Below are 13471 nucleotides of genomic sequence, written 5' to 3' on the forward strand. Positions count from 1 at the left end.
GCCCGCCCGAGCCCCTCCCGCCCGACCCTGGAGCGCGATGCCCGACAGCCAGCCGCAGCCGCAACCGCCGTCGAACCCGCCGCGCCCGCCGGGGGTCCCGGGGCCGTCCGGCCCGGCCCTGCTGCTGTGCGGGGCGCGGCTGACCGACGGCCGGACCGTGGACGTACGGCTCGGCGGCGGGCGCATCGAGGCGGTGGGCACGGCCGGCAGTCTCGCGCCCGGCCCGGCGCGCACAGGGGTCACGCGCGTGGACCTGAGCGGCTATCTGCTGCTGCCGGCCCCGGCCGAACCACACGCCCACGGGGACACCGCGCTGTCCGCCGAGCACCCCGGCCCGGTGTCGTACGCCCCCAAGGACGTCCAGCGCCGGGCGACCCAGGCGGCCCTGCTGCACCTCGGGCTCGGTGCGACGGCGGTGCGCGCGCACGTGCGCGTGGGCGACGTCCAGGGGCTCGGCGCGCTCGGCGCGGTGCTGCGGGCCCGGCACTCGCTGCGGGGGCTCGCGGAGCTGACGACGGTGGCGATGCCCCGGCTGCTGACCGGGCTGGCCGGGGCCGACGGGCTGGCGATGCTGCGGGACGCGGTGAAGATGGGCGCGTCCGTGGTGGGCGGCTGCCCGGACCTGGACCCGGATCCCGCCGGCTATGCGGAGGCGGTCCTGGAGCTGGCCGCCGCGCACGGCTGTGCGGTGGACCTGCACACCGACGCCGCCGACCCGGCCCGGCTCGCCCGGCTCGCGGCCATGGCCGGGGGCCTGCGCCCCGGCGTGACGATCGGACCGTGCGCCGGTCTCGCGCGCCTGCCCGCCCAGCTCGCCTCGCGCGCCGCCGACCAGCTCGCGGCGGCCGGCGTGACGGTGGTCTGCCTGCCCCAGGGCGGCTGCGGCGGCGCCGGCCGGCGGGGCACGGCACCGGTACGGCTGCTGCGCGCGGCCGGGGTGCGGGTGGCGGCCGGGAGCGGGGCCCTGCGCGACGTCTCCAACCCCGTCGGCCGCGGCGACCCCTTGGAGGCCGCGTACCTCCTCGCGTCCGCCCACGGACTGCGCCCGGAGGACGCCTACGACGCGGTGTCCGCCTCGGCCCGTGCGGCGCTGGGCCTGCCCGAGATGCGGGTGGAGGCGGGCTTCCCGGCCGAGTTGCTGGCCGTACGCGGCGACCGGCTGGCCGGGGCGCTGTCCCTGGCCTACAGCCGGATCGTGGTGCACCAGGGGCGCGTGGTGGCCCGTACGAGCGCCGTACGCGAGTACTGCCACTCGACGGGGACGGGGGAACCGGGGCTGCCCCGCCAGGGCCGCGGAGAGCTGTCGTGAGGGGGCGGCGGGCGAGGTCCGGCAGTGACGCACGCGCGCGTGCCGACGCTCGTACGCGGGCCGGTGTCACGCCGGTCGACTCGTGCGGCGGGCGTGGCCCTTCGGGCGTACGGTCGGAGTCATGCGCATAGTCATCGCTGGTGGTCATGGTCGGATCGCGTTGCGGCTGGAGCGCCTGCTCTCCGCGCGCGGTGACGAGGTCGCGGGGATCATCCGCACCCCGGAGCAGGGTGACGACCTGCGCGAGGCCGGCGCCGAACCGGTCCTGCTGGACCTGGAGTCGGCGCTGCTGGAGGAGGTCGCGGCGCATCTGCAGGGCGCTGACGCGGCGGTCTTCGCGGCGGGCGCGGGTCCGGGCAGCGGCGCGGCCCGCAAGGACACGGTGGACAGGGCGGCGGCGGTGCTGTTCGCGGACGCGGCCGTACGCGCGCGCGTGCGGCGCTTTCTGGTGGTGTCCTCGATGGGCGCGGACCCCGCGCATCAGGGGGACGAGGTCTTCGACGCGTATCTGCGCGCCAAGGGCGAGGCCGACGCGTACATCACCCGTCAGGAGGCGCTGGACTGGACGATCCTGCGCCCCGGCGCGCTGACGGATGATGCGGGAACCGGACTGGTCCGCATGGAGGCGCACACCGGGCGCGGGTCCATCCCCCGGGACGATGTCGCCGCCGTCCTCGCGGAGTTGGTGGACACCCCCGCGACGGCCGGCCTCACGCTGGAGCTGATCAGCGGTTCCACGCCGGTGTCGGTCGCGGTCAAGTCGGTGGCCGGGAACTGAGCGGACCCGGGACGGCGGGCTCAGAACAGGGGCAGCTGGCCGGGGAAGTCCGGCAGGACGTAGCCGTCCAAGGAGGGCTGGGCGGCACCCAGTTGCGCGGGCCGCCGGGATCCGGCGCAGGAGACGAGGTCGCCGTTCGTCCGCGCCCCGGGCGGGTCGTGGCGCGCGAAGCGGCCCGCGACGACGGCGATGTCACGGTGGCACACGGGACAGGTTCTGCGTCGGGAGGACATACCGCCAGTGTGCCCGCCGGCACGCCGGGACCTCGACCGGCCGTCAGGTCGCGTACGGGCGGGCGCGGAACGGACGCGTTGACGGGGCGAGTTCCGCGGGGCGGGTGTGGTCGCCGGTGCTCAGGTCCGGGTCTCCGCCTCCCACCGGTCGGGGCCCACTCCGCGCCAGTCGATCAGCGGCGAGTCGGCTACCTCCTCCGGTTCCATCTCCAGCCCCGCCCGGCGCAGGAACTCCACGAGGTCCCGCACGTTGTGCGCGAGGCCGAGGATCTCGCCGTCCACCCGCACCCGGCGACCGCCGGTCGGGGACGGCAGGTGCACGATGATGGGACGCTTCCCGGCCATGGCTCCAGCATCGTCCGGACCACCCCGACGCGCACCCGGGCCGGTCGTCCGGCCCCTGACTGTCCCCGCGAGGCCGGGCGTGGTGGCCGTTTCGGAGTTCATGGGCGGCGGGCCACGAAGACGAGCTCCCTTCCCGGTCGGTCGGGGGCGTCACGAACCTCCTCCACCGCGTAGCCGTGCGCGAGCAGGTCCCGCTCGACCTCCGCCCGCTCCCGGAAGCGCAGCGTCGAGTCCGAGGTGAGCACCTGTCCGTCCGCCGCGAAGGCGTAGCTCTGGCGGAAGGTCACCAGCGGCCCGTTCACCTCGATCAGCTCGACCCAGTACGCGACCGTTCCGGCGCCGGGGACCTCCGTCACGAGGTACGACTGCTCACGGGTCCACTCCGTCCAGCCGCGCCGGGCCGGATCGCGGGTCTCGAAGACCAGCCGCCCGCCGGGCCGCAGCGCCTCCCGGGCTCCGCGCAGCGTCTCCCGCCACGCGTGCGGGTCGGCGATGGCCTGGGCGACGTTGCCCGTCATCGTCGCCAGGTCGGCCCGGAGCGGCGGCAGGCCGGTGGCGTCGCCGTGGATCCAGCGGACGCGCTCACCGCCCGGTTTCGCCCGGGCGACGTCCAGACAGGCCCGGGCCGGGTCGACGCCGACGACCTCGATGCCGCGGTCGGCCAGAAGGAGGGCGAACACGCCGGTTCCGCAGCCGATGTCCAGGACGCGGCGCGCTCCGGACTCCTCCGCCATGCCCAGGTACGCGTCGAGGTCCGTGCGGCCGTGGTGGAGCGGGTCGTAGAGGGCGGCGAGGCGTGGATGCGCGAAGCAGTCGTCGGCCATGCGGGCGAACGTACGCGGCGCCGGGCCCGGCCGGCGAGCGGTTTTCCCGGGCGGGCGGAGTTCAGGTGCGGGGTTCTGGGCACCCAGCCGGTATGGGCAGCCCGATTCCTCCGGGAGCTCCGGCACGGCGCCTGGCTCCGTCGCCGGAGAACGTCGTGGTGGCCCGGAGATTCGTACGGTCGGTGCTGGGCGGTCTGGTGCCGGACGTGGTGGACACCGCCGAGCTGCTGACCGGCGAGCTCGTGACCAACGCGGTCCTCCACGCACGCACCGGCATCGAGGTCGAGGCCTGGACCGTCGAGGGCCAGGCCCATGTGCGGGTCAGCGATCACCGCCCGGACTACGGGCTGGTGCCGCACGCACGCCACCTGTACGCCTCCACCGGCAGGGGCCTGGCCCTGGTCGAGGAGCTGGCCACCAGCCACGGCGTCCACAGCGGCAGGGACCGCAAGACGGTCTGGTTCGAGGTGTGGCCGGAGGCACCGGCGCCGCCGGCGTCCGCGTGGGAGACCGTGGCACCGCCCGGCCGGACCGTCACCGTGACGCTGAACGACGTACCGTACGCCCTCTACTGGGCGGCCCAGCAGCAGTGGGAGGGCCTGCTGCGCGAGCTGTTCCTCGCCCGGTCCGGCGCCTCCTGGGCCGGGGTGTGCCCGGAGGACCTCGCCGTCGCCCAGGACACGAGCAGCATGATCTGCGCGTCCATGACGGCGGCGGTGGAGCAGGAGACCCCCGACAGTTCGACGCTCTCGCTGCGGGTGGCGTTCGCGGCGGACGCGACGCCCCGCATCACGACGCTGCGCCGGGTCCTCGAAGCCGCCGACACGGCGGCGCAGCAGGAGAGCCTGCTGGCCCTGCCGCCCCTGCCGCACATCCGGGCCTTCCGGCACTGGCTGCTCGACCAGATCACCGGTCAGTTGTCCGGCGGGCAGCCCGCCTCGTGGACCCAGGTCACCGGCGCCCCGGGCGCCAACCCGACGGATCTGGCGCCCTGGGACGCGAGCGAGGTGGAGTCGGCCCTCGTGCCGACCGTCGCGGCCGACGACACCAACCGGATCGTCGCGGTGAACGACGCCGCGTCGGGCCTGCTGGGCTGGCCGGCGCACGCTCTCGTCGGCCGGCCGCTGACCGTGCTCATGCCCGAACACCTCCGCCGGCGCCATGTGTCGGCCTTCACCTCGCTGCTGCTCACCGGCGCGTCCCGCATCCTGGGCCGCCCGATACCGGTTCCCGCGCTGCGCCAGGACGGCCGGGTGGTCCCGATCCGGCTCACCATCCAGGCGCAGGAGGCGATCGACGGGCGGACCGTGTTCGTCGCCCAGCTCACCACGACGACGGCTCCCCCCGTCCCGCCGGACGCCCCCGGGGACGCCCGCCCCGCCACCCGGCCGGTGCCGGGCCCGGTGCGCCTGCCGACCACCACCAGGAAGACGAGGACGCTGGGCACGGAGACGGCGGCGCCGGAATGGCTGTCCCTGTTCGCCGACACCGGCATAGCGCTGACCAGCACCCTCGATCCGGAGGAGCGGCTACGCCGGGTGTGCCACGTCCTGACCCGGAGCCTGGCCGACTGGTGCATGGCGGACCTGGTCGACGAACAGGGGCGGCTGGAGCGGGTCTGTGTCGTGCACCGCGACCCCCACGTGTCGGTGTCCGGGAATCACCTCGGCATGATCCCGCCGCCGTCCGAGATCACCCAGGACTCGCTGCCCAGGGTGCTGCGCGGCGCCGGCCCGCTGCTGGTCACCGACATCGCCCCGCCGGACGACCCGCTGAGCCCCCTGGACACCCGGCAGCGGGACCTGGTCGAGCGGCTGGGCGCGAACAGCGCGGTCGTCGCTCCGCTGCGGGCCGAGCGCGCGGTCTTCGGGGCCCTGACCATGGTCCGTACCAGGGCCGGGCACCCGTTCGCCAAGGAAGACGTCCCCTTGATCGGGGAGCTGGTCCGCGCGGTCGCGCTCGGGGTGGACAACGCCCGTCTGCACCAGCACGCCCGCTCCAACGCCGAACACCTCCAGCGCGCGCTGCTGCCCGAACTGCCCCGCGCCGACCATCTGGAGCTGGCCGCCCGCTATGTGCCGTCCAGCACCACCGCGGAGGTCGGCGGCGACTGGTACGACGCCTTCACGCTGCCGGGTGGTGACATCGTGCTGGTCATCGGGGACGTGGCCGGTCATGATCTCCAGGCCGCGGTCGCCATGAGCACCTTGCGCAACATGCTGCGCGGTATCGCCGTCGACCGGCAGGAACCGCCCGAGGAAGTCCTGCGCCGCCTGGACCTGGCGAGCCAGACCCTGAACCGGCAGTCCACCGCCACCTGCGTGTACGGCCTGGTCAAGAGCGACGGCCGCACGACGTACCTGCACTACTCCTCGGCCGGCCATCTGCCGCCCCTGCTGACCACCGAGGAGGGCGCGACGCGTTACCTGGACGCGGGCCGGGGCCTGCTGATCGGGATGGACCCGCAGCTGCCCCGCCGGTCCGCCTGGGAGCTGCTGCCGCCGCACTCCACGCTGCTGTTCTTCACGGACGGCCTCATCGAGCGCCGCGGTGAGTCGCTGGACGAGGCCATGGGCAGGCTCCGCCGCTCCACCGCCGCCCAGGCGCGGGCCCCGCTGGACGTCTTCTGCGACGAGCTGGTCCTCCGGTTCGGCCGCGACACCACCGACGACATCGCCCTGCTGGCCCTGCGCCCGGGCCCACCGGCCCGACCCGCGTACGACGAGAGCCCTGACCACCGATGACGAGGCCCCTGCCCACGCATGACGAGAGCCCCGTGACCTGCGTATCGCAGGTCACGGGGCTCTCGTTCCCGTGTGGCGGCGCCAGGATTCGAACCTGGGAAGGCTGAGCCGGCAGATTTACAGTCTGCTCCCTTTGGCCGCTCGGGCACACCGCCGGGTATCGCTGCCGTTTCGAACCCCGCTTGCGGCGGTGTTCCCCGGCAACGACGTAAACAATACCCGATGCACGGGGGTGCTTCGCCACCCGGTTGATCTCCGCATCCCAAGGCGCGGGGTGGCTAGGCTGGTGCGGATGCGGCCCGGTGCCCCACCGGGCCCGGCGGTCGCCGCCGCGCGCCGGCACCCACCCCATACGCACCCCGATACAAGGAGCCACAGGACATGGCCGACTCCAGTTTCGACATCGTCTCGAAGGTCGAGCGGCAGGAGGTCGACAACGCCCTCAACCAGGCCGCCAAGGAGATCTCGCAGCGCTACGACTTCAAGGGCGTGGGGGCTTCGATCTCGTGGTCCGGCGACAAGATCCTCATGGAGGCGAACTCCGAGGACCGGGTGAAGGCCGTCCTCGACGTCTTCGAGTCCAAGCTCATCAAGCGCGGCATCTCCCTGAAGGCGCTGGAGGCGGGCGAGCCGCAGCTCTCCGGCAAGGAGTACAAGATCTTCGCGTCGATCCAGGAGGGCATCTCCCAGGAGAACGCCAAGAAGGTGGCGAAGATCATCCGCGACGAGGGCCCGAAGGGCGTCAAGGCGCAGGTCCAGGGTGACGAGCTGCGCGTCAGCTCCAAGAGCCGCGACGACCTCCAGACCGTGATCGCCCTCCTGAAGGGCAAGGACTTCGACTTCGCGCTGCAGTTCGTGAACTACCGCTAGGCGAACGGAACGCGGAAAGGGCGGGTGCCGTGGGGTACCCGCCCTTCCGTGCTGCCCGAGGACCGCCTCCGGCCGCGTTCGGTCGCCTCCGGTCGCGTTGGGTCTTGTCCGGTCGACCGCGTCGCCGGATCAGTCGCGTGAGTTGCCGAACAGGATGCGGTAGACGATCAGCAGCACCAGGGAGCCGCCGATGGCCGCCGCCCAGGTCGCGCCGTCGTAGAAGTGCTTGCCGACCGGGTGGTCCAGCCAGCGGGCCGAGATCCAGCCGCCGAGGAACGCGCCCGCGATGCCGATGAGGGTCGTACCGATGAAGCCGCCCGGATCGCGGCCCGGCAGCAGGAGCTTGGCGATGGCTCCGGCCAGCAGCCCCAGGATGATCCAGCTGATGATGCCCATGCCGTGAACCTGCCCTCCCGCGCTGTGCCCGCACCGTCCGCACCCCGGCTGTCCGCCGTGGGCCCGGTGTGCGGCACGCGCGCGTGTTCGTGCCGTGTCGAAGAGGAGGACGCCGGCGGCCCGTCCGCCGGTTGCCGCGCTCAGTAGGGTGCGGCGCATGACACGTACGGATGCCGGTCTGCGCCGCCGGCTGGGCCTGCGGGACGCCGTGGTCGTGGGCCTCGGGTCGATGGTCGGCGCCGGGGTGTTCGCCGCGCCGGGGCCCGCCGCGCGGGCGGCCGGGTCCGGGCTGCTCGCCGGGCTCGCCCTCGCCGCCGTGGTGGCCTACTGCAACGCGCTGTCCTCCGCCCGGCTGGCCGCCCGTCATCCGGCGTCCGGCGGCACGTACGTGTACGGCAGGGAGCGGCTGGGCGCCTTCTGGGGGTATCTGGCCGGCTGGGCCTTCGTGGTCGGCAAGACGGCCTCCTGCGCGGCCATGGCGCTCACCGTGGGCGCGTATGTGTGGCCGGGGCAGGCGCACGCGGTGGCGGTCGCGGCCGTGGTGGTGCTGACGGCCGTGAACTACGGCGGCATCCAGAAGTCGGCGTGGCTGACGCGGATCATCGTGGCCGTCGTCCTGGCCGTCCTCGCGGCCGTGGTCGTGGTGTGCCTGGCCTCGGGCCGGGCGGACGCCGGGCGGCTGGGCGCCGGTCCGCCGGCGGGCCCGGGTGGGGTGCTGCAGGCGGCCGGGCTGCTGTTCTTCGCGTTCGCCGGGTACGCGCGGATCGCCACCCTCGGGGAGGAGGTGCGCGATCCGGCGCGCACGATCCCGAGGGCCGTTCCGCTGGCGCTGGGGATCGCCCTGGTGGTGTACGCGGCCGTGGCCGCCTCGGTGCTCGGCGTGCTCGGCGCGGACCGGCTCGGGCACGCGGCGGCACCGCTGGCCGACGCGGTGCGGGCGGCCGGGGCGCCGGGGCTGGTGCCGGTGGTGCGGGCCGGGGCGGCGGTGGCGGCGCTGGGCTCGCTGCTGGCGCTGATCCTCGGGGTGTCCCGTACGACGCTCGCCATGGCCCGCGACGGGCATCTGCCGGGCGCGCTGGCGGCCGTGCACCCGCGGTTCCGGGTGCCGCACCGGGCGGAGGCGGCGGTGGGCGCGGTGGTCGCCGTCCTGGCCGCGACGGTGGACGTGCGCGGCGCGATCGGTTTCTCGTCCTTCGGCGTGCTCGTCTACTACGCCGTCGCCAACGCCTCGGCCTGGACGCTGAGCGCGGCCCCGCGCGCCCGCGTGGTGCCCGCGGTGGGCCTGCTGGGCTGCGCCGCGCTGGCGTTCGCGCTGCCGCCGGTCTCGGTGGCCGTCGGCGCGGGCGTGCTCGTGCTGGGCGTGGCGGTCTACGGCGTACGACGGTGGTGGGCGGGCCGGCGCGGGGCCTGATGCCTCTCCAGGGCGCCCCGCGGTGGGCTCAGCGGGCGGCGAACGGCCGGTCGGTGGGGACGATCTCGCGGCCCAGGGGCAGCAGGGAGACCGGTATCAGCTTGAAGTTGGCGATGCCGAACGGGATGCCGATGACCGTGACGCACAGCAGGGCGCCGGTGACGATGTGGGCGAGCGCCAGCCACCAGCCGGCCAGGAGCAGCCACAGCACGTTGCCCACGCAGGAGGGCGCGCCCGCGTCGCGCCGCTCGACCGTGGTGTGCCCGAAGGGCCACAGGGCGTAGGCGCCGATGCGGAAGGCGGCGATCCCGAAGGGGATGCCGATGACCGTGACACACAGCAGGACGCCGGCGAAGAGGTACCCGAGGAACAGCCAGAAGCCGGACAGGACGAGCCAGATGACGTTCAGGATGGTCTTCACTGCTGTCCTGCCATCCTTTCGAGGCGGGCGATGCGCTCCGCCATCGGCGGGTGCGTGGAGAACATCTTGGACATCCCCTGGCCCGGGCGGAAGGGGTTGGCGATCATCATGTGGCTGGCCGTCTCGATCCGGGGCTCGGGGGGCAGCGGAAGCTGCTTGGTGCCCGTCTCCAGCTTGCGCAGGGCGCCGGCGAGCGCGAGCGGGTCGCCGGTGAGGTGGGCGCCGGAGGCGTCCGCCTCGTACTCCCGGGAGCGGCTGATGGCCAGCTGGATCAGGGAGGCGGCGAGCGGGCCGAGGATCATGATCAGCAGCATGCCGAACAGGCCGGGTCCCTCGTCGTCGTCCGAGCGGCCGACCGGGATCAGCCAGGCGAAGTTCACCAGGAACATGATCACGGAGGCGAGCGCCCCGGCGACCGAGGAGATGAGGATGTCCCGGTTGTAGACGTGGCTCAGCTCGTGGCCGATGACACCGCGCAGCTCGCGTTCGTCCAGCAGGCGCAGGATGCCCTCGGTGCAGCAGACGGCCGCGTTGCGCGGGTTGCGGCCGGTGGCGAAGGCGTTCGGGGCCTCCGTCGGCGAGATGTACAGCCGCGGCATGGGCTGGCGGGCCTGCGTGGACAGCTCCCGCACCATCCGGTACAGCGCCGGGGCCTCGAACTCGCTGACCGGGCGGGCCCGCATCGCGCGCAGCGCCAGCTTGTCGCTGTTCCAGTACGCGTACGCGTTCGTGCCCAGGGCGACCAGGACGGCGACGACCAGCCCGGTGCGGCCGAAGAAGCCTCCGATGACGATGATGAGTGCGGACAGCCCCCCGAGGAGTACGGCCGTCCTGAGCCCGTTGTGCCGGCGGTGCACGGTGCGCCCTCCAAGTCGTGCTGCTGGGGATCACTCCGATCCAGTGGACCCTCCCGCCTCGACAACGCGAGGCGGGGCCCACGAGTTCCCGCGCGCCTGCGACCGCCCGCCCCGGCCGGGCGGGTGACGTGCCCTTTCGGCCGTACGCGCGCGGAACGCGACGAGTGCCCCGCGCGCGCGTGCCGACTCCTAGAACAGTCCGCCGGCCGCGAACCGGAGGACCAGCTGGGGCGCTCCGGACAGGGCGACGCCGACGACTCCGGTGAGGGCGAGCGCGGCCGTGAGGGGGGCCGGGACCCGGTGCCGGACGGGCTCGCCCTCGGGGGCGCGGAACAGCAGGGCCGTCCACTGGAGGTAGTAGAAGAGGGCGATCACCACGTTGACGGCCATGACGACCGCGAGCCAGCCGAGGCCCGCGTCGACGGCCGCCGAGAACACGGTGACCTTGGCGAACAGGCCGATGACGCCCGGCGGCAGCCCGGCCAGGCAGAGCAGGAAGAAGGCCAGCAGCAGCGCGCTGAGCGGGTTGGTGGCGTACAGGCCGCGGTAGTCGGCGATCCGGTTCAGCGCCCGGCCACGGCCCACCAGGGCGGCCACGGCGAAGGCGCCGAGGTTCACGGCGGCGTACATCAGGGCGTACGCGACGGTGGAGCCGATCGCCCGCTCGGCGTCCTTGGTGTAGCCGGCGGCGGCGATCGGCACCAGCAGATAGCCGGCCTGGCCGACGGAGGACCAGGCGAGCAGCCGTACGGCGCTGTACGCGCGCGTGGCCCGCTGGCGCAGGGCGGCGACGTTGCCGGCGGTCATGGTGAGGGCGGCCAGGACGGCGAGCGCGGGCCCCCAGACGTCGGCGTACGACGGGAACGCGACGACGGTGACGAGGATCAGGCCGGAGAAGCCGACCGCCTTGCCGACGACCGACAGATAGGCGGCGACGGGCAGGGGCGCGCCCACGTAGGTGTCGGGCACCCAGAAGTGGAAGGGCGCGGCGGCCGTCTTGAAGGCGAAGCCGACGAGGGTGAGCACGACACCGGCCTGGGCGAGGGTGTGCAGCTGCCCGTCGACGTGCGTCAGGCGCTGGGCGACCCGGGTGAGGTGGAGGGTGCCGGTGGTGGCGTAGACGAAGCTGATGCCCATCAGGCTGACCGCGGTGGCGGTGACCGAGGACAGGAAGAACTTCAGCGCGGCCTCGGAGGACCGCTTGTCGCCGTGGCGGATGCCGACGAGGGCGAACGCGGGCAGGGAGGCGGCCTCCAGGGCGACGATCAGCGTGGCCAGGTCGCGGGAGGCGGGCAGCAGGGCGGCGCCGGCCGCGGAGGACAGCAGCAGGAACCAGAACTCGCCCGCCGGGACGCGCCGCCGCTCGTCGTCCAGGTGGGTGACGGACAGCAGGGCCGCGAGTAGGGCGCCGCCGAGCACCAGGAACTGGATGACGAGGGTGAAGTGGTCGGCGGTGTAGCTGCACGCGCGCGCGGGGGCGTCGGTGCAGAAGGTGGCGCGGTCGCCGTCCAGGAGGGGCAGCAGCAGCGCGGTCGCCGCGGCGAGTCCGGCGACCGAGACCCAGCCGAGCACGGCCTTGCGGGGCTCGGGCACGAACAGGTCGGCGACGAGGACGGCGAGCGCGACGACGGCCGCGAGGGTGGGCGGGGCGATCGCGAGCCAGTCGACGGACTGGACCAGCGACTCGGCAAGCGGCTGGGCGCTCATCGGGGGCCTCCTGCGAGGAGCTGCTGCACGGCCGGGTCGGTCAGGCCGAGCAGGGCCTTCGGCCACAGTCCGGCGAGGATGGTGAGGGCAACCAGCGGGGTCCAGGCGGCGAACTCGTAGCCGTGGACGTCGGCGAGCTGCGCCGTCTCCCGGTCCGCGCCGCCCATGCAGACGCGGCGGACCACGATCAGCATGTACGCGGCCGTGAGCAGGGTGCCGAACGCGCCGATCGCCATGAAGGTGAGGAAGGCCGGGCGGCTCAGGCCGGCGGCGGGCCGGAAGGAGCCGAACAGGGCGAGCATCTCGCCCCAGAACCCGGCGAGGCCGGGCAGGCCGAGGGAGGCGACCGCGCCGAAGGCGAGCAGACCGCCGAGGCGCGGGGCCCTGCCGTACAGGGCGGCGCCCGTCTCCTCGGCCAGGGTGTCCAGGTCGGTGCTGCCGGTGCGGTCCTTGAGCGCGCCGACCAGGAAGAACAGCAGGCCGGTGATGAGGCCGTGGGCGATGTTGGCGAACAGGGCGCCGTTCACGCCGGTCGGGGTGGTGCTGGCGATGCCGAGCAGGACGAAGCCCATGTGGCCGACGGAGGAGTAGGCGATCAGCCGCTTGAGGTCGCCCTTGGCGCCCTGCCGGGCGAGGGCGAGGCAGGCCAGGGATCCGTAGACGATCCCGACGACGGCGAGCGCGGCGAGGTACGGCGCGAAGGTGCGGAAGCCGTCCGGCGCGACCGGCAGGACGATCCGGACGAAACCGTACGTGCCCATCTTCAGCAGGACGCCGGCCAGCAGGACCGAGCCGACCGTCGGCGCGGCGGTGTGGGCGTCGGGCAGCCAGCTGTGCAGCGGCCACATCGGCGTCTTCACCGCGAGCCCGATCCCGATCGCCAGAACCGCGATGACCTGCACGGATGTGGTCAGCGACCGGCCGTTGTCAGTGGCGAGTGCCACCATGTCGAACGTGCCCGCCTTGATCCCGATCAGGAGCAGGCCGAGCAGCATGACCACGGAGCCGAGCAGCGTGAACAGGATGAACTTCCACGCGGCCCGGGTCCGGCCCGCACCGCCCCAGCGGGCGATGAGGAAGTACATCGGGATGAGCACCATCTCGAACGCGAGGAAGAACAGCAGCAGGTCGAGCACGGCGAAGGTGGCGAGGGTGCCGGACTCCAGCAGGAGCAGGAGTGCGACGAACGCCTTCGGGGCCGGGCCCGCCGGCGGCTTGAAGTAGGAGTAGAGCGCGCAGAGGAAGGTCAGCAGCGCGGTCAGGACCAGAAGGGGGAGGGAGATGCCGTCGATGCCGAGGTGGATCCGCACGTCGAGCGCGGGGATCCAGCTGATGTCGGTCGTGGCCTGCATCCTCGACGGATGGTCGTGGTCGAAGCCGAGCGCGAGGACGATCGCGGCGGCGAGGATCGCGCCGGTGACGGTCACGCCGTGCCGCAGCACGGCCTGCCCCGGCGACTTCCCCTTCAGTCCGGGCGGGGCCGGGAGGAGCGCGGCGACGGCGCCGAGGAGCGGGCCGGCGACGACGAATGCCAGAAGGAACTGCATCACGGACTCGTTGATATCGATCACGCCTG

Annotated in this window: 13 protein-coding genes and 1 tRNA gene; 5 read left to right on the top strand and 9 right to left on the bottom strand. The window is 73.8% G+C overall.

Annotated features, from left to right (window positions below):
• The first annotated feature begins 37 nt into the window (after positions 1 to 37).
• Together IH25_RS0101320 and IH25_RS0101325 are read left to right on the top strand one after the other, a co-directional pair.
• Positions 38 to 1309: an amidohydrolase family protein gene (locus IH25_RS0101320; RefSeq protein WP_030601372.1), complete on the top strand. Its 1272-nt coding sequence runs from the start codon at positions 38 to 40 to the stop codon at positions 1307 to 1309.
• 121 nt (positions 1310 to 1430) lie between these two features.
• A complete protein-coding gene (locus tag IH25_RS0101325; RefSeq protein WP_030601373.1) occupies positions 1431 to 2087 on the top strand; it encodes an NAD(P)H-binding protein in 657 nt (218 codons plus the stop codon).
• Between the two features lie 20 nt (positions 2088 to 2107).
• Here IH25_RS0101325 and IH25_RS0101330 read toward each other — a convergent pair whose 3' ends face one another.
• The 3 genes from IH25_RS0101330 to IH25_RS0101340 all read right to left on the bottom strand — a co-directional run bounded on the left by IH25_RS0101330 (position 2108) and on the right by IH25_RS0101340 (position 3489).
• Positions 2108 to 2320: a hypothetical protein gene (locus IH25_RS0101330; RefSeq protein ID WP_030601379.1), complete on the bottom strand. Its 213-nt coding sequence runs from the start codon at positions 2318 to 2320 to the stop codon at positions 2108 to 2110.
• 120 nt (positions 2321 to 2440) lie between these two features.
• Positions 2441 to 2665 (bottom strand): hypothetical protein, encoded by a 225-nt coding sequence (locus IH25_RS0101335; RefSeq protein ID WP_030601381.1) that lies wholly within the window; start codon positions 2663 to 2665, stop codon positions 2441 to 2443.
• 98 nt (positions 2666 to 2763) lie between these two features.
• Positions 2764 to 3489 (bottom strand): class I SAM-dependent methyltransferase, encoded by a 726-nt coding sequence (locus IH25_RS0101340; RefSeq protein ID WP_030601383.1) that lies wholly within the window; start codon positions 3487 to 3489, stop codon positions 2764 to 2766.
• A 92-nt stretch (positions 3490 to 3581) separates the two neighbouring features.
• On the opposite strand from IH25_RS0101340, the gene IH25_RS0101345 reads away from it, so the two are divergent.
• The gene (locus IH25_RS0101345) at positions 3582 to 6233 is read left to right on the top strand and encodes a SpoIIE family protein phosphatase (protein ID WP_030601388.1); all 2652 of its coding nucleotides are present in this window, start codon (positions 3582 to 3584) and stop codon (positions 6231 to 6233) included.
• Between the two features lie 73 nt (positions 6234 to 6306).
• Here IH25_RS0101345 and IH25_RS0101350 read toward each other — a convergent pair.
• Positions 6307 to 6388, bottom strand: a tRNA-Tyr gene (locus IH25_RS0101350).
• 226 nt (positions 6389 to 6614) lie between these two features.
• Between IH25_RS0101350 and IH25_RS0101355 the strand changes: the two genes are divergently transcribed.
• Positions 6615 to 7103: a YajQ family cyclic di-GMP-binding protein gene (locus IH25_RS0101355; RefSeq protein WP_030601390.1), complete on the top strand. Its 489-nt coding sequence runs from the start codon at positions 6615 to 6617 to the stop codon at positions 7101 to 7103.
• Between the two features lie 129 nt (positions 7104 to 7232).
• Here IH25_RS0101355 and IH25_RS0101360 read toward each other — a convergent pair whose 3' ends face one another.
• Positions 7233 to 7499, bottom strand: coding sequence for a GlsB/YeaQ/YmgE family stress response membrane protein (locus IH25_RS0101360; RefSeq protein ID WP_030601392.1), 267 nt, complete (start codon positions 7497 to 7499; stop codon positions 7233 to 7235).
• A gap of 157 nt (positions 7500 to 7656) precedes the next feature.
• On the opposite strand from IH25_RS0101360, the gene IH25_RS0101365 reads away from it, so the two are divergent.
• A complete protein-coding gene (locus IH25_RS0101365) occupies positions 7657 to 8910 on the top strand; it encodes an APC family permease (protein ID WP_030601394.1) in 1254 nt (417 codons plus the stop codon).
• Positions 8911 to 8938: 28 nt separating this feature from the next.
• Here the strand turns inward: IH25_RS0101365 and IH25_RS0101370 are convergent, their stop codons facing one another.
• From IH25_RS0101370 to IH25_RS0101385, 4 genes are all read right to left on the bottom strand, one after another.
• The gene (locus IH25_RS0101370) at positions 8939 to 9331 is read right to left on the bottom strand and encodes a YccF domain-containing protein (protein WP_030601396.1); all 393 of its coding nucleotides are present in this window, start codon (positions 9329 to 9331) and stop codon (positions 8939 to 8941) included.
• Complete coding sequence (gene htpX / locus IH25_RS0101375) at positions 9328 to 10188, bottom strand: zinc metalloprotease HtpX (RefSeq protein ID WP_030601398.1); 861 nt, start codon at positions 10186 to 10188, stop codon at positions 9328 to 9330. Before htpX ends, IH25_RS0101370 begins: the two co-directional genes overlap by 4 nt.
• A gap of 189 nt (positions 10189 to 10377) precedes the next feature.
• A complete protein-coding gene (locus IH25_RS0101380; protein ID WP_030601400.1) occupies positions 10378 to 11895 on the bottom strand; it encodes an NADH-quinone oxidoreductase subunit N in 1518 nt (505 codons plus the stop codon).
• Entirely contained in the window at positions 11892 to 13466 is a 1575-nt protein-coding gene (locus tag IH25_RS0101385; protein ID WP_030601402.1) for an NADH-quinone oxidoreductase subunit M, read from the bottom strand. Before IH25_RS0101385 ends, IH25_RS0101380 begins: the two co-directional genes overlap by 4 nt.
• Between the last annotated feature and the right edge of the window lie 5 nt (positions 13467 to 13471).

The sequence above is a fragment of the Streptomyces achromogenes subsp. achromogenes genome, assembly GCF_000720835.1.
GTDB lineage: Bacteria > Actinomycetota > Actinomycetes > Streptomycetales > Streptomycetaceae > Streptomyces > Streptomyces achromogenes.

Coding starts and splice junctions, on each gene's coding strand:
- IH25_RS0101320 (WP_030601372.1), top strand. CDS start 38: ATGCCCGACAGCCAGCCGCAGCCGCAACCGCCGTCGAACCCGCCGCGC.
- IH25_RS0101325 (WP_030601373.1), top strand. CDS start 1,431: ATGCGCATAGTCATCGCTGGTGGTCATGGTCGGATCGCGTTGCGGCTG.
- IH25_RS0101330 (WP_030601379.1), bottom strand. CDS start 2,320: ATGTCCTCCCGACGCAGAACCTGTCCCGTGTGCCACCGTGACATCGCC.
- IH25_RS0101335 (WP_030601381.1), bottom strand. CDS start 2,665: ATGGCCGGGAAGCGTCCCATCATCGTGCACCTGCCGTCCCCGACCGGC.
- IH25_RS0101340 (WP_030601383.1), bottom strand. CDS start 3,489: ATGGCCGACGACTGCTTCGCGCATCCACGCCTCGCCGCCCTCTACGAC.
- IH25_RS0101345 (WP_030601388.1), top strand. CDS start 3,582: ATGGGCAGCCCGATTCCTCCGGGAGCTCCGGCACGGCGCCTGGCTCCG.
- IH25_RS0101355 (WP_030601390.1), top strand. CDS start 6,615: ATGGCCGACTCCAGTTTCGACATCGTCTCGAAGGTCGAGCGGCAGGAG.
- IH25_RS0101360 (WP_030601392.1), bottom strand. CDS start 7,499: ATGGGCATCATCAGCTGGATCATCCTGGGGCTGCTGGCCGGAGCCATC.
- IH25_RS0101365 (WP_030601394.1), top strand. CDS start 7,657: ATGACACGTACGGATGCCGGTCTGCGCCGCCGGCTGGGCCTGCGGGAC.
- IH25_RS0101380 (WP_030601400.1), bottom strand. CDS start 11,895: ATGAGCGCCCAGCCGCTTGCCGAGTCGCTGGTCCAGTCCGTCGACTGG.